Consider the following 15,789-nt stretch of genomic DNA (forward strand, 5'->3'; position numbering starts at 1 on the left):
TGAGCCCGCCTCGGCGGGCTCTATCACTGCTATTTATATTCACTATTCACTTTTCCTTCATTCTTCAATGTTCTGATTCCTGTAGACTTTTCATTCCGGAAATGCAGCTTTAGCAGGCACTTTAGCCATTTCCATGTTTTGGGCTGAGCGGCATTTTCCGCTCAAGGCTGTTTGCTCAACTGAACCCGCAAGTCGACAGGGAGAATAACAATGACTGATTTCACGACGCCGGATCTTTGTGATGAGTTTCCTGAACAGGTCTCTGTGGTGGATCCTGGCTTTAGTAATTTTGGTGGTGTTGATGCTTTTCATGGTCAGGTCGTGACGGTGAAATGCTTTGAAGATAATTCTCTGGTACGAGAGTGGGTGAATCAGCCGGGTGAGGGCCTGGTGTTGGTGGTTGATGGTGGTGGTTCGATGAGAAGGGCAATGCTGGGTGATCAGCTGGCAGAGAGTGCTGTAGCCAATGGTTGGGCAGGCATTATCATTTATGGCTGTATCAGAGACGTTGATATTATTGCTGGTTTGCCACTGGGTGTTCAGGCTCTGGGGAGTCATCCCATGAAGACCGATAAAAAAGGGATTGGCGAGAGTAATGTGCCCGTGACATTTCGGGGTGTGCGCTTTGCACCTGAGGGTTATGTTTATGCGGATAATAATGGCATTCTGTTCTCTCAAGAGCGACTGATTTGAGTGTTTATGTTCTGACTCTTGTATTCGTGGTTTAAGAGTTGATTTCCTGTTCAAAAAAGCCTGTTTCTGGCCGCTACCAATCAGTAGAGGATCAAACAGGACAGGGTTTATGAAAGGGATTATTTTTACTGAGTTTATGGAAATGGTCGAAGACCGTTTTTCGGAGGATGTGGCGGAAGAGATTCTTGAACTCGCTGACCTGCCTTCAGGCGGCTCGTACACATCGCTGGGAACCTATTCTCACGCTGAAGTACTTAATCTTGTCACCTGTCTGAGTAAGGTCAGTGGTGTCAGGGTAGAAGATCTGGTTCTGGCATTTGGGGAGTACCTTTTTGGACGCTTTGCAGATGTGCATGCTGACTTTTTTGAGAATGTACCGGGCTCTCTGGACTTTATGATGAAGGTAGAGGATTACATTCACATTGAAGTTCAGAAACTCTATCCGGAAGCAACGCCCCCCAAATTAAGCTGTGATCGCATCAATGAGAATGAAATGATGCTTCACTATGCCTCTCACAGACCTTTTGCTCCCCTGGCCAAGGGGCTTATTCAAGGTTGTGCCGCCTGGTTTAATGAGACTATTGAAGTTTCCCAGGAGGACCTTCCAGGTACGGGTCCCGGGACTGAAGCCCGTTTTCATCTGGTGAAGGTCGCCTGAGGAAACTGGCATGGATGCCGAAGCCTGGAAGAAGCGTTATCAGCGTGAGAAAAAAGCGCGAAAAGCGGCTGAAAGAATCGCCGAGGATAAAACTCGCGAAATCTTTTATCGCAACCAGGAATTGACCGTCCTGGCCGAAAGCCTGGAAGAGCAGGTCAAGGCCCGTACGTCTGAGCTTGAGCAAAAGAATGTATCTCTGAAGGAAAACAGGGATGAGTTAAAGAAGAAGCAAGCCATGCTTCAGGAGGCCAATAAAGCGCTTGAAGAAAAGGCGCTTGAGCTTGAGAAAGTCAGCCAGTACAAATCTGAATTTTTAGCCAATGTTTCCCATGAGCTTCGTACACCCCTCAACAGTTTGATGATTCTTGCCACGCTTCTTCTTGAAAACAGTGATGGCAATCTTACGGAAGAAGATCTTCATTCAATCAGTATTATTTATAACAACGCCAATGAGTTACTGGAGATTATTGAAGATATTCTTGATATGTCCAAAGCTGAGGCGGGTGAGCTCAGCGTGCATGAAGAAGATCTGAGGTTGTCAGATATCCGATTGAGTCTTAAAGATCAGTTTCATCCGTTGGCCATGGAGAAAAAGCTTAATTTCAGTATTGAGTGTGCGGACGATCTGCCAGAGTGGGTTCATACGGATCGCAAACGTCTCAAGCAGGTGCTGAAGAATCTTATTTCCAATGCTTTCAAGTTTACGCCTGAAGAAGGCAATGTGGTTCTCAGTATATCCAAGAGTGTCTGGAATACCGATGATCAATACACTTCTGAGGGGTTGCGATTCGATGTCATTGATACGGGAATAGGTATTCCAAAAGAAAAGCAGGAAACCATTTTCCAGATGTTCAAGCAGGCAGATGGCAGCACCAGTCGACAGTATGGAGGGACGGGGCTTGGACTGGCTATTTCCAGGAAATTGGCTCATCTGATGGGCGGCGATCTGCGTCTTGAAAGTGAGGTGGATCAAGGTTCGACTTTTTCTCTCGTATTACCGCCTGAAGCATTGTTGACGGATGAGCCGCTGGATCATCTTGATCATGTTGAAAATGAGTTTTTCCTGGATGGGGGTAAGGAAGAGGAGAAGTCCTTTGATAATGAAACCATTCTGCTGGTGGATGATGATCTCAGGAACAGTTTCGCCTTGTCCTGCCTCTTGCAGAAGCAGGGGCTGAATGTAGTGTTGGCTGAAGATGGTTCTCAGGCAATGGAAATGCTCAATGAAGATGCCTCTGTTGATCTGGTGCTTATGGATCTTATGATGCCAACCATGGATGGTTATGAGGCATTGGGGCAGATCCGAAGTCGTGTCGATCTCAGAATGTTGCCGGTAGTAATGTTAACGGCCAGTGCGGCACCTGAAGATGAGAGAAAGTGCAGGGCGGCCGGGGCAGATGACTATCTTTCCAAGCCCGTAGAGACCAGTTTGCTGTTGGACCACCTAAAGCGTTGGCTGGGTCATTGATACCTTTTCGACTAATGACTGATTATGTCAGCGTATCTCTCAATATCGATATTACCCCCTGACGCAATGATCACGGTGGTCTGCCCCCTGAACTTTTCCGGATACTGAAAAAGCGCTGCAAGGCTGATGGCACCACTGGGCTCAAGGATCAGTTTTAAATGGCTGGCGGCATGCTGGATGGCTTGATTAATGTACGACTCTTTTACGGGCAGTCCAATTACTTCAGTATGTCGAATGACTTCAAAGTTATTTTTGCCCGGGCTGATAGCCTGAAGGGCATCGCAAGAGCTGATGGTTTTGCCATGGGCTCTGGCCCTGACACCTTTCTCGATGGACAGCGTCATTCCTTCATATCCTTCTGCTTCTACCGCAAAGAGCTGGGTACTCTTATCGTCAAAGATCATGCTTGAACCTGCGATCAGACTGCCACCACCGGTTGGGCAGAGCAGGTTGTCACAGCTTATCTCAAGTTCTTTGAGTTGATCGGAGAGTTCCAGTGCAACGGCGGATTGCCCTTTGATTAATTCAGGATCGTCAAAAGGATGTAGCAGGGTCAGGCCGTGCTGTTGAGAAAGTTGATGCGCCAGTTGGGCGGCAGCTTCTTCCCGGGTGGGTTCAAACTCATGGCAGAGCTTGATGTTGGCTCCATGAGCCTCTGCACTCTGTATTTTGATTTTTGGGGCGTCAGCAGGCATGACCAGGTGAACATCAATATTCAATATTTCACCTGCGGCTGCGAGACCCCTGGCAAAGTTGCCTGACGAATAGGCGATAACGCCCCGAGCCCTTTCATTGTTATTGAGTTGTAATAACCGATAGATTGCCCCGCGGAACTTGAAGGCACCAGTCTTTTGCAGGGATTCGGCCTTTAAATAAATCTTACCTTGTATTTCATTGCTCAGATCTTCCAGTGGGATGAGAGGAGTCACTCGGGTATAAGGTTTCTGGACGTTGTAAATCGCTCTCAGCTCTTTCAGCTCGGGCAGGGTTACAGAAGGTGAGGTAGGCATCGGGCTTCCATCTTGTACAGCTCAGTACAGGATAGACAGGGATCACAGCCCGGGAGTTCCATTATGTATAGGTTTTGTGGTGTTGTTACTACCAAGAGGAAAGGTAAAAGTGGGAATACTGCAGCATTTCCCACTACCAGGTGCCAACCGATGTTAAGAGCCTGACCGGGAATAGACAGTTCGGTCAGGCTTCTTGAGGGGTTATCGGTTCTGCTGGATTACGTGTGTTATGTGGTCAAAGTAGCCTGTACCTACTTCTTTTTGTGGACATACAAAGGTGTAGCCTCGTTCATAAGCGGCCTGCTCTGGCTGCTGAACCATTTCTGCGTAGTGCTTCATGCCTTTACCCTGAGCGTAGTGGTAAGCCAGGTCAAACATGTTGTGCCACATACTGTGTATGCCAGCGAGCGTTATGAACTGGAACTTGTAGCCCATTTCACTTAACTCATCCTGGAATCGGGCAATGGTCCGATCATCCATATTCTTCTTCCAGTTAAAGGAAGAGGAGCAGTTGTAAGCCAGTAACTGATCCGGGTATTCAGCTCTGATGGCCTGGGCAAAGGTTCTGGCTTCATCGAGATCAGGTGTTTCTGATTCGTACCAGAGCAGGTCAGCGTATGGTGCATAGGCCAGACCTCGGGCAATGGCTTGTTCAATCCCTTTGCGTGTGCGGTAGAAGCCTTCTTTGGTTCTCTCTCCGGTCATGAATGGTCGATCATACTCGTCAATATCTGAGGTGATCAGATCTGCGGTACTGGCATCCGTTCTTGCCATCAATAGAGTGGGAACTCCAGCAACGTCTGCAGCCAGTCGAGCAGAAATCAGTTTATCGACGGCCTCCTGAGTGGGGACCAGAACTTTACCGCCCATATGACCGCATTTTTTGACTGAAGCCAGCTGATCTTCAAAGTGAACGCCTGCCACACCGGCTTCAATCATGCTTTTCATTAATTCGTAAGTGTTGCGAACACCGCCAAAGCCATCTTCTCCGTCTGCCATGATAGGCGCAAACATATCGATGTAGCCTTCATCACCCGGTCCGATGCCGTTTTTCCACTGAATCTGGTCGGCTCTCATAAAGCTGTTGTTCATTCTTTCTATAAGAGCTGGCACAGAGTCAACCGGGTAGAGTGACTGATCCGGGTACATGGCGCTGGCAGAGTTGTTATCTGCAGCTACCTGCCAGCCAGAAAGGTAAACGGCTTCCAGTCCTGCTTTGACTTGCTGGAGCGCCTGGCCTCCGGTTAATGCGCCAAGACTGTTTACATAGCCCTTGCGAGACTTGTCCTCATAGAGTAGATTCCAGAGTTTCTCGGCACCCATCTGGGCAAAGGTGTTTTCTACCTTGATGGAACCACGCAGACGGACAACATCCTCAGCTTTATAGGTGCGTTTCACATTGGCCCAACGAGGATTTTCTGACCAGTCCTGTTGAATACGGGCAATCTCTTCAGCGCGATTATAAGTAGACATTGTATCGCCTCTCCTGAAATTCAAACGGTTGTTTGTCAAGGCAATTTCAATCTATAACAAAAGTTCACAAAGTTGATAATTTATTATCGTTATGATGGTTATTTCTGTAATGAATCCACCATTGGCTCGGTTTTTGTCGGTAAAAATCAAACACTTGTTTGATTTGCGGCAGGCTTCTCTCTATTCTTGAGTCTCTGGCGAACCGCTTCAGGACGTGAATAAAAATATGAATTTGGCTCGTGTTGATCTGAACCTGCTGGTTTATCTGGATGTTCTTCTGAGAGAGAGGAGCGTGACCAAGGCTGCCGAGCAGCTGGGCATTACGCAGCCTGCCATGAGTAATGGTCTCAAAAGGCTCAGGAGTCTGTTTAATGACCCTTTACTGGTGCGAACCAGTGAGGGGATGTCGCCTACTGAGAGGGCGCTGGCTCTCAAACCTCAGATAGCTGATGCTTTAAAGCTGCTCGAACAGGCAGTACTTCCCAGGGATGCTTTTAATCCAGGTGAAAGTACTCGTGTGTTTCGGGTCATGGCCAGTGACTACTCCGAATCTACTTTGATTCCCATGGTATTGAAGCGACTCAGGGCAGAAGCACCGGGTATTACGCTCGATATACTGACACCCAGTGACGTTACCTTTCATGATGTAGAGCATGGTCGTGTTGATATGGCGATCAACCGCTTTAGTAATATGCCGCAATCTTTTCACCAGTCATTAATTTGGGAAGACTCATTCTCCTGCGTACTTAGCAGGGACAATCCTGTGATTGATGATTTCACCCTGGAAAATTATTTGTCTTCACAGCATATCTGGGCGAGTAAAACCGGTATGGGTGTGGGGGTGGGTATCGATCCAAAAGATGTCCAGCAGCTGGGTTGGGTGGATGAGGCGCTTTCCGAAATCGGTCACAAGCGTGATATCAGGGTGTTGACGAGGCATTACCAAGTGGCGATGTTGCTTTCTTCCCAGAATGACCTTATTGCAACGCTGCCTAGTAAACTGGCTGAGTTGCACCAGCATAAAGAAGAGCTGGTGGTTTTACCGCCTCCCTTCGAAATCCCTCCCATTCAATTGCGGATGGCCTGGAGTCCATTATTGCATCACGATGCGGGTCATAACTGGTTGAGGCAGGTGATTAAGTCGGAAGCTACTGTTCAGTCTTCTGTTTCAATGGCTGTGGTTGCATGATAACCAGTGTTAACATGTGTGAAAATAGTTGAGAATTAGCTTGGTTTTGAGTGTTAAGCGATGTTAATCTACGTTTGTCTTTGAGCAATGACGTATGTCGACAGCTCTGATTGTCCAACGATGATGTGCGGTTTTGGTCTTACCACTATAAAGATCCACCGGAAGGTACAATAAAATGAACTGGTTAACACAACTGAACACCGAACACTCTCTCTACGAAGTAGCCGATGAATGCATCGAGAATATGGCAGAGAGTTACTACCTGGTCATCGCTGAGCAGAAGCAAGAGTCTCACCCGGACGATTGAGCTCAACCGATTTTAGAAAAGCCGCCTTGTGCGGCTTTTTTTATGCATAAAATTCGTGAATGTTTGCTATTTATTCAAGGAATGTCGTATATAACCCTTCTGAATTGGTCATTAATCCCCTGATCAATAAAAATAGCCTCAGGAGCAGACTGTCAGAAAGCCTTAACAACTCGGCAGTCTCGAAAATAACAGCATATAGAAGGAAGGCACATGGCGGATCGTATCCTGATTGGAGGCCTGCAGATTGCAGCCCCTATCCATCATCTGTTAGTTGAAGCTATAGAAGGGACAGGTGTAGAGCCTGCTGCTTTCTGGAAAGGGTTTGAGGCAGTCCTGGATGAATGTGTGCCTGAAAACAATGCGCTGCTGGCCAGAAGGGAGTCTCTGCAAAATCGTATTGATCAGTGGCACAGAGAGCATCGTAATGAAGCTCATAATGCTCCTGCTTATAAACAATTTCTGATGGAGATTGGTTATCTGCTGCCAGAGGGTGACGATTTCCAGATTTCGACAGAAAATGTTGATTCTGAAATAGCGGTTCAGGCTGGCCCTCAGTTAGTAGTGCCTGTTATGAATGCCCGTTTTGCATTGAATGCGGCTAATGCTCGTTGGGGAAGCTTGTATGACGCGCTCTATGGAACGGATGCTATTCCTGAGGCTGATGGAGCGGAGCGTGGTAGAGGTTATAACCCGGTTCGTGGCCAGAAGGTTATCGCTTTTGGTAAAGCTTTGCTGGATCAGGCAGCTCCTCTGGTAAAAGGCAGTCATTCTCAGGTAGCGGGTTACGACGTCAGAGAGGGTGAGCTGGCTGTTTCTCTGCAGGATGGTAGCGTAACAGCGCTTGAGCAACCGGAAAAATTTGCCGGTTACCGAGGCGATAAAAATCAGCCTGAAGCGATTCTGATTAAAAATCATGGGCTTCATATTGAAATCCAGATTGATCGTGAGTCGCCCATTGGTAAGACCGATGAAGCCGGTATCAAAGATCTGGTGGTTGAGGCAGCGCTGACCACTATTATGGATTGTGAGGATTCAGTAGCGGCTGTTGATGCTGAAGATAAGGCGCTGGTTTATCGCAACTGGCTTGGCCTGATGAGAGGCGATCTTCAGGAAACCTTTGTTAAAGGTGACAAGACGCTGACCCGTGAGCTGGTGGCTGATCGAGACTATAACGATCCTGCAGGCAATTCTTTCTCCCTGCACGGCCGCAGTCTGATGTTTGTCAGGAATGTTGGTCATCTAATGACCTCAGACGCCATCCTTGACCGGGAAGGTAATGAAATTCCTGAGGGGATCATGGATGGCATGTTTACTTCCCTGATCGCGATTCATGATCTGAAAAATCAGGGTAAGATCCGAAATTCCCGCACTGGCAGTGTCTACATAGTAAAACCGAAGATGCATGGGCCCCAAGAGGTGGCTTTCACCAATAAGCTGTTTGGTAAGATTGAAGATGTTCTTGGATTGGCTCGTAATACGTTGAAAGTCGGTATTATGGATGAAGAGCGTCGTACATCGGTCAATCTGAAAGCTTGCATCCGTGCTGCCAGTGAGCGTGTGGTCTTTATTAATACCGGATTCCTGGATCGTACAGGTGATGAGATTCATACCAGTATGGAAGCGGGTCCGATGATCCTTAAAGGTGATATGAAGCAGTCAGCCTGGATCAATGCCTATGAAGATCAGAATGTAGAGGTTGGTCTGGACTGTGGTCTGGCAGGTAAGGCGCAGATTGGTAAAGGTATGTGGGCCATGCCGGATGAAATGGCGAAGATGTTGGCGACCAAGGTAGGTCATCCTCTATCTGGAGCTAATACTGCGTGGGTGCCATCTCCTAACGCTGCTACCTTGCATTCTACTCATTACCACTCAATTGATGTTGCTTCTGTCCAGGAATCTGTTGCTGAACGACAGAAGGCCAGTATTGACGACCTTCTGAAGATTCCTGTACTGGAGGATGTATCCGCTCTATCTGCAGAGGCTATTCAGCAGGAGCTGGATAATAATGCTCAGGGTATTCTGGGTTATGTGGTTCGCTGGGTTGAGCAGGGAGTAGGGTGTTCAAAAGTGCCGGACATTCATAATGTTGGCCTGATGGAAGATCGTGCAACCCTGCGAATCTCAAGTCAGCATATGGCTAACTGGCTGAGGCAGGGTATCTGCTCAGAGCAGCAGGCAGTGGATGCCATGAAAAGAATGGCCGAAGTGGTTGATGAGCAGAACGCTGGAGATAAAAACTACCGACCAATGGCGGCAGACTTTGATGCCAGTGTAGCCTTTAAAGCGGCGTGTGATCTGGTGTTAAAAGGTTGTCAGCAACCCAGCGGTTACACTGAGCCAGTGCTTCATGCCAGAAGGCGTGAGTTTAAGGAAAGTCTGAAGTAATCCTGAATTCAGTAAGTAATAAAAAAGCCCTCGAGTTGAGGGCTTTTTTTTGGCTTTCAAACTGAAATTAAATTCAGATAGCCTTGGCCTGGGTAGCAGCATTACCAACGTAGTTGGCAGGTGTCAGCTTTTTCAGTTCAGCTTTTACTTCTGCTGGCATTTCCAGGTTTTCAATAAAGGCTTCCAGAGTCGCCTTTGTGATACCGTCCTGACCACGGGTCAGAGCCTTGAGTTTTTCATAAGGCTGTTCAATACCGTAACGGCGCATCACTGTCTGGATAGGTTCAGCCAGAACTTCCCAGGAATTATCCAGGTCTTCGTTCAGGCGATCTGCGTTTGCCTGCAGCTTGCCAATACCTTTCAGTGTGGAAGCATAGGCGATCAGGCTGTAACCAAGACCAGCACCAAGATTACGCAGTACTGTAGAGTCAGTCAGGTCACGCTGCCAGCGGGAGACAGGCAGTTTCATGGCCAGGTGCTGCATCACCGCATTAGCAATACCCAGGTTGCCTTCAGAGTTTTCGAAGTCAATCGGGTTTACCTTGTGAGGCATGGTGGATGAGCCCACTTCACCAGCAACAGTCTTCTGCTTGAAGTAGCCCAGGGAAATATAACCCCAGATATCACGATCAAAGTCGATCAGAATAGTGTTGAAACGGCAAATGGCGTCAAACAGTTCAGCAATGTAGTCGTGTGGCTCAATCTGGGTGGTGTAGGGGTTCCATTCCAGACCCAGGCTGGTGACAAACTTTTCAGCATGCTGTTGCCAGTCCACTTCAGGGTAAGCAGAAATGTGAGCGTTGTAGTTGCCTACGGCACCGTTGATCTTGCCAAGCGGCGTAACTTTCTTGATTTGCTCAACCTGACGACGCAGGCGATACGCCACGTTAGCCATCTCTTTACCCAGTGTGGTGGGAGAGGCTGTCTGGCCGTGGGTTCTGGACAGCATGGGCTGGTCTGCATGCTGGTGAGACAGGGCTTCAATCTCTTTGATGATGTTCTGCATAGGCGGCAGAACAGCTTCTTCCATGCCGGTTTTGAGCATCAGGCCGTGGGAGAGATTGTTGATGTCTTCGGAGGTGCAGGCGAAGTGAACAAATTCACTGATGGCTGCCAGCTCGCTATTGCCCTGAACCTTTTCCTTGATCAGGTATTCAACCGCTTTTACGTCGTGGTTGGTGGTGCGTTCAATATCCTTGACTCGCTGGGCGTCTTCCAGAGAAAAGCCGGATACCAGCTGGTCAAGGAGGGCGTTGGCTTCAGCGGAGAGGGCGGGAACTTCGCTGATATCGGGATGACTGGCCACAGTCTGTAACCATTTAACTTCAACGGTTACGCGGAAGCGGATCAGGCCATATTCACTGAAAATGCTTCTCAGGCTTTGGGTTTTGTCCCCATAGCGACCGTCGACAGGGGAAACAGCAGTCAGTGCAGACAGCTCCATGTTTAACATGCCTTATGCTCGTAGAAAGGGCGCATCATACCGGAAAACCGGTGAGGATGCAGGGTGGATGATTCTTAATTACAGCTGGTTGAGACCTTCAAGCAGCTTTTTGCGACTCAGCAGCAGTTGCCAGCGACTGCCGCCGGTCTGTCGCCAGAGTATGGCGGAGCGAATCCCGGCGAACAAAATGGCGCGGATCTTGTTGGCGTTAGCGGGAATTTGCAGGTGTCTCAGGTCTCCTGAAACCTGTACTCTGGTTTTGAATGTGCTGATGGTATCGAGGTAGATGCTGGCCAGGCTGCCTATAACGTTTTCGTGCATAGGGCCAAAGTGGTCTGCCTGCTCCTGGCAGCGCTGTAGCCTTTGAGAGATTTCTCCCAACATCTTCTTGTTTCTGGAAAGCTTTCGTTCCAGATGGATCAGGGTAAGTGCGTAGCGGACAGTGTCAGCTTGTATAGCGTCAGCCTGTCGTTGCAAAACGTCCTTGAGGACTTTTCGGCCGGTAAAGAGGTTCTGGTAGCCATTATATACAGCCTCAACATTGTCAGGAGAGGTGACAAACAGGCTGTGAATCAGAGGTTCGAATTCTTCATCACTGATCTGTCCGTTTTTTGCCAGACCTTCGACCAATCCTGCAGCCTGAAAAACTGCGGACAGTGCTGCTGCCTGTTCCTTTACTGTGTATTGCACCTGTGTTCTCTACCTTCTGCGTGCATTCATTTCTTGTCTGTGAGGTTGCCTGCTCACAGAAAGAAAGCTGTAGAGCCAGACTGGGAAGGGTCTGGCTATTGGGTCTCAGGGATTCTGGATGTCGTTTAATGAGCTGTGTCGGGTTTCGATCACGCCGCCGCCCAGGCAGATGTCATTCTGGTAGAAAACGATGGACTGGCCGGGTGTTACTGCTCTTTGTGGCTCATCAAAAATGACAAGATATCGTCCATCGTCGGTTTGCTCAATGTGGCAGGACTGATCCTGTTGGCGATAGCGGATTTTGGCTCGCAGCTTGGCAGGGAGTTCAGGAGCTGTTCCTGAAATCCAGAAAATGTCAGAAGCGCTCAATGCCTCTGATAACAGCATCGGATGATTGTTGCCCTGGGCAACAATCAGCTGGTTGTTTTTCAGGTCTTTCTCGACCACATACCATGGAGATTCCGAAGCGCCTTTCAGACCGCCGATACCGAGACCCTGACGCTGGCCAATGGTGTGGTACATGAGTCCGGAGTGTTCACCAATGACTTCTCCCTCGTCGGTTACGATAGCGCCAGGTTGAGCAGGCAGATACTGTTTCAGGAAGTCACGGAAGCGTCGCTCACCAATAAAACAGATGCCAGTGCTGTCTTTCTTATTGTGTGTGATCAGATCGTGCTCTTCAGCGATGCGGCGTACTTCAGGCTTTTCTATTTCACCTACCGGGAACAGGGTTCTTGCCAGCTGCTCTGAACCTACCTGGTGCAGGAAGTAGCTTTGATCCTTGTTGGCATCCAGCCCTTTCATGAGGCAGGCATTGCCGTCTACCACATCTTTACGGGCATAGTGGCCCATGGCAATGAAGTCGGCTTCCAGAGTCTGGGCATAGTCCAGAAAGGCCTTGAACTTGATTTCCTTGTTGCAAAGGATGTCCGGGTTGGGGGTGCGGCCGACCTTATACTCTTCCAGGAAGTGTTCAAAGACATTATCCCAGTACTCGGCGGCAAAGTTGGCTTTATGTAGTTTAATTCCAATTTTGTCGCAAACGGCCTGGGCGTCTTCCAGGTCGGTCATGGCGGTACAGTATTCAGTACCGTCATCTTCTTCCCAGTTTTTCATAAACAGACCTTCCACCTGATAACCCTGCTGTTTAAGGAGCAGAGCGGAAACGGAGGAGTCTACACCGCCGGACATACCCACGATTACACGGGTATCCTGAGGTTTTTTGACGGATAAGCTTTCAGGGGAGTCTGTCATGATATTTGTATAGCTGAATCAGGAAGCCGGACATTGTACCTGTCTGGCGTAGTCACTTCTATATAGTCTTTATTAGGTAAGACTACGTTTAACAAACAGAGGATTATGTAGCAAAACTACATTTATTCCTTACGCTCATTGGTATATCTTATAGGCGATAACGCCAAAAGCGTTATGGGGCTGTGCTTATAACGTGATTAACAGTGGTCGTCAAGCTCCACTCAAACCCCTCCGCAGAGGCACCACAGCCAGTTGTTTTTTGGAGATAACATGACAACAGATACAACCAGAATTATTTACACCATTACCGACGAAGCTCCCGCCTTAGCCACATACTCTCTTCTCCCCATCGTCAAGGCCTTTACTCAGGCCGCTGACGTAGCTGTTGATACCAAGGATATTTCACTGGCAGGCCGTATTATTGCCAACTTTCCTGAAAAGCTGACAGAAGCGCAGAAACAGAGCGATGCCCTGAGCGAACTGGGCGAGCTGGCCAAGACACCAGAAGCTAACATTATCAAACTGCCTAATATCAGTGCTTCCATTCCTCAGCTGACCGACGCGATCAAGGAGCTGCAGGATCATGGCTACGATATCCCTGACTTCCCAGTAGAGCCCAAGAATGCTGAAGAAGAAGCGGTTAAGGCTCGCTACGCTAAAGTGCTTGGCAGCGCGGTAAACCCGGTTCTGCGTGAAGGTAACTCAGACCGCCGTGTAGCGGCTCCTGTAAAAGAGTACGCCAAGAAGAATCCTCATTCCATGGGTGCATGGAGTGCAGACTCCCAGTCTCATGTCGCACACATGGACACTGGAGATTTCTACTCCAGCGAACAGTCTGCTGTGATGCCTGAAGCGACCGATGTCAGAATTGAATTTGTTGGCAAGGACGGCGCTGTTTCCGTACTGAAGCAGAGTACCAGTCTGCTGGCCGGTGAAGTGATCGACAGCGCCGTGATGAATGTTAAGGCTCTAAGAAACTTCATCGAAGCTTCTGCCCAGGAAGCCAAAGAGCAGAATGTTCTGCTGTCGCTGCACCTGAAGGCGACCATGATGAAGGTTTCTGACCCGATCATGTTCGGCCACGCTGTAACTGTCTTCTTTAAAGATGTGTTTGAAAAGCACGCTTCCGTATTCGCTGAGCTGGGTGTTGATCCAGATAATGGTCTGGGTGATGTTTACGCCAAGATTGCCAAACTGCCAGCGGAACAGCAGGAAGAAGTAAAAGCGGATATCCAGGCGGTATACGCTTCCCGTCCAGAGCTGGCCATGGTTGACTCTGACAAGGGTATTACCAACCTGCATGTCCCTAATGACATTATTATCGATGCATCCATGCCAGCAGCTCTGCGTTCTTCCGGTCAGATGTGGGGGTCAGATGGCAAGCTGCATGACACCAAGGCTGTGATTCCTGATCGCTGCTATGCGGGTGTTTACCAGGAAGTCATTGAGTTCTGCAAAAAGAACGGTGCGTTTGATGTCACTACCATGGGTAACGTTTCCAACGTTGGCCTGATGGCTCAGAAAGCAGAAGAGTACGGTTCTCACGACAAGACTTTCAAGGCGCCTGCTGACGGTACTATTCGTGTACTTGATGAGTCTGGCAGTACTGTGTTCGAACACAGTGTTGAAGAAGGCGATATCTGGAGAATGTGCCAGACCAAAGATGCGCCTATCCGTGACTGGGTGAAGCTGGCGGTTAACCGTGCTCGCGCTACAGGTTCACTGACTCTGTTCTGGCTGGACGAAAACCGTGCTCATGACGCTAACCTGATTGCCAAGGTCAATGAATACCTGAAGTTCCATGACACTGAAGGTCTGGACATCCGTATTCTGTCTCCAGTTGATGCATGCCGTCTGAGCATGGAAACCATCAAGGCAGGTAAAGACGCCATTTCCGTAACCGGTAACGTTCTGCGTGACTACCTGACTGACCTGTTCCCGATTCTGGAACTGGGCACCAGTGCCAAGATGCTGTCTATCGTGCCTCTGCTGGCCGGTGGTGGTCTGTTTGAAACCGGTGCGGGTGGTTCTGCTCCTAAGCATGTTCAGCAGTTTGTGAAAGAAAATCACCTGCGTTGGGATTCTCTGGGTGAGTTCCTGGCCATTGGTGTTTCCCTGGAAGATATTGCGGTTAAGACCGGTAATGCCAAGGCTCAGATTCTGGCAGACACTCTTAATGCTGCCATTGGTCAGTATCTGGATGCCAACAAGTCACCTTCCCGTAAAGTGAAGGAACTGGATAACCGTGGCAGCCACTACTTCCTGGCTCAGTATTGGGCTCAGGCCCTGGCTTCCCAGAGCGGTGATCAGGAGTTGAGCGGCAAGTTTGCTGGTCTGGCTCAAGAACTGGTAGAGAAGGAAACTCAGATTGTTTCTGAACTGAATGATTGTCAGGGCGAAGGTGTTGAACTGGGTGGCTACTATGAGCCAAACCCGGAGCTGGCTGCCAAGGCTATGCGTCCAAGTGTTACCTTTAATACTTCGATTGATGGCCTGAGTTAATCTCTGACTGTTAATCCTTCTTGAAAAATGGCTGCAGGCGGTTTTTGTCTGCGGCCATTTTTTTATTTTTCTTGCTGCGCTTTCAAGTTGTCATATTTTTGTTTTTTTGACTGGTCTGGTTGATGAGTCTGCCGAATAAATTCATGAATCCATCAGCTTTTAAGGTGGTGAGTGACGTAAATTGTTTTTCTTTGCTCCCGGCGTGTTTAGAATGGTAATCAGGGCGTTGTGCTTTTGACGTTTGTACGTCAGTCGACACCTGGTTATGGGCGGTCCAGAGCCTGGTTAATTCAGCTGTAAATTCACCTGGAAGCGAGTGCAATGCAGCAGATAGCAGTTCATCAATACATGAGTAATTTTGAGTGGCTTCGTCTAAGCTTAGAGAATGAAGGGACAGAGCAGGAAGGCGATCATGATGTCGCCCTGGCACCAGCTAAAGCCAGAGTCAAACCGCCCGCTATGTATCAGGTACTGCTCTTGAATGATGATTTTACACCGATGGATTTTGTAGTTGAGGTCCTGGAGAATTTTTTCAGCATGAGTACTGAACAGGCAACACAGGTCATGCTGATGGTTCATACGCAGGGTAAGGCAGTTTGTGGAATATTCAGCAAAGATGTAGCTGAAACCAAAGCCCGGCAAGTCAACGAGTACTCCAGAGAATTCCAGCATCCCCTGTTGTGCAAAACAATTAAGGCCGATTAGTGTTCTCAGGG

At 48.6% G+C, this 15,789-nt stretch carries 13 protein-coding genes; 8 read left to right on the forward strand and 5 right to left on the reverse strand.

The genetic code is table 11. The annotated features are described in order from the left end of the window. The first annotated feature begins 210 nt into the window (after positions 1–210). The 3 genes from rraA (at position 211) to WG89_RS23515 (ending at position 2,819) form a co-directional block, all read left to right on the forward strand. A complete protein-coding gene (gene rraA / locus WG89_RS23505) occupies positions 211–693 on the forward strand; it encodes a ribonuclease E activity regulator RraA (protein WP_062270142.1) in 483 nt (160 codons plus the stop codon). A gap of 109 nt (positions 694–802) precedes the next feature. Beyond that, positions 803–1,351, forward strand: coding sequence for a heme NO-binding domain-containing protein (locus WG89_RS23510; RefSeq protein WP_062270143.1), 549 nt, complete (start codon positions 803–805; stop codon positions 1,349–1,351). 10 nt (positions 1,352–1,361) lie between these two features. Further along, positions 1,362–2,819 carry an ATP-binding protein gene (locus WG89_RS23515; protein ID WP_062270144.1) on the forward strand — a complete coding sequence of 486 codons (1,458 nt, stop codon included), beginning with the start codon at positions 1,362–1,364 and terminating at the stop codon, positions 2,817–2,819. Positions 2,820–2,830: 11 nt separating this feature from the next. Here WG89_RS23515 and WG89_RS23520 read toward each other — a convergent pair whose 3' ends face one another. After that, the gene (locus tag WG89_RS23520) at positions 2,831–3,829 is read right to left on the reverse strand and encodes a threonine ammonia-lyase (RefSeq protein ID WP_062270145.1); all 999 of its coding nucleotides are present in this window, start codon (positions 3,827–3,829) and stop codon (positions 2,831–2,833) included. A 201-nt stretch (positions 3,830–4,030) separates the two neighbouring features. Beyond that, the gene (aceA, locus tag WG89_RS23525; RefSeq protein WP_062270146.1) at positions 4,031–5,302 is read right to left on the reverse strand and encodes an isocitrate lyase; all 1,272 of its coding nucleotides are present in this window, start codon (positions 5,300–5,302) and stop codon (positions 4,031–4,033) included. Positions 5,303–5,528: 226 nt separating this feature from the next. On the opposite strand from aceA, the gene WG89_RS23530 reads away from it, so the two are divergent. The 3 genes from WG89_RS23530 (at position 5,529) to WG89_RS23535 (ending at position 9,183) form a co-directional block, all read left to right on the forward strand. Beyond that, positions 5,529–6,491, forward strand: coding sequence for a LysR family transcriptional regulator (locus WG89_RS23530; protein ID WP_062270147.1), 963 nt, complete (start codon positions 5,529–5,531; stop codon positions 6,489–6,491). A 175-nt stretch (positions 6,492–6,666) separates the two neighbouring features. Then, positions 6,667–6,798: a hypothetical protein gene (locus WG89_RS32750; RefSeq protein ID WP_281177722.1), complete on the forward strand. Its 132-nt coding sequence runs from the start codon at positions 6,667–6,669 to the stop codon at positions 6,796–6,798. Between the two features lie 210 nt (positions 6,799–7,008). Continuing rightward, entirely contained in the window at positions 7,009–9,183 is a 2,175-nt protein-coding gene (locus WG89_RS23535; RefSeq protein ID WP_062270148.1) for a malate synthase G, read from the forward strand. 73 nt (positions 9,184–9,256) lie between these two features. Here the strand turns inward: WG89_RS23535 and purB are convergent, their stop codons facing one another. From purB to mnmA, 3 genes are all read right to left on the reverse strand, one after another. Then, a complete protein-coding gene (gene purB, locus WG89_RS23540) occupies positions 9,257–10,627 on the reverse strand; it encodes an adenylosuccinate lyase (protein ID WP_062270149.1) in 1,371 nt (456 codons plus the stop codon). Between the two features lie 78 nt (positions 10,628–10,705). Continuing rightward, the gene (gene hflD, locus WG89_RS23545) at positions 10,706–11,317 is read right to left on the reverse strand and encodes a high frequency lysogenization protein HflD (RefSeq protein WP_062270150.1); all 612 of its coding nucleotides are present in this window, start codon (positions 11,315–11,317) and stop codon (positions 10,706–10,708) included. Between the two features lie 105 nt (positions 11,318–11,422). After that, positions 11,423–12,571, reverse strand: coding sequence for a tRNA 2-thiouridine(34) synthase MnmA (mnmA, locus tag WG89_RS23550; RefSeq protein WP_062270151.1), 1,149 nt, complete (start codon positions 12,569–12,571; stop codon positions 11,423–11,425). A gap of 270 nt (positions 12,572–12,841) precedes the next feature. Between mnmA and WG89_RS23555 the strand changes: the two genes are divergently transcribed. Both WG89_RS23555 and clpS read left to right on the forward strand, forming a co-directional pair. Continuing rightward, entirely contained in the window at positions 12,842–15,073 is a 2,232-nt protein-coding gene (locus WG89_RS23555; RefSeq protein WP_062270152.1) for an NADP-dependent isocitrate dehydrogenase, read from the forward strand. Between the two features lie 321 nt (positions 15,074–15,394). Beyond that, the gene (gene clpS / locus WG89_RS23560) at positions 15,395–15,778 is read left to right on the forward strand and encodes an ATP-dependent Clp protease adapter ClpS (protein WP_245662968.1); all 384 of its coding nucleotides are present in this window, start codon (positions 15,395–15,397) and stop codon (positions 15,776–15,778) included. Positions 15,779–15,789 lie beyond the last annotated feature (11 nt).

Source organism: Endozoicomonas arenosclerae (assembly GCF_001562015.1).
GTDB lineage: Bacteria > Pseudomonadota > Gammaproteobacteria > Pseudomonadales > Endozoicomonadaceae > Endozoicomonas_A > Endozoicomonas_A arenosclerae.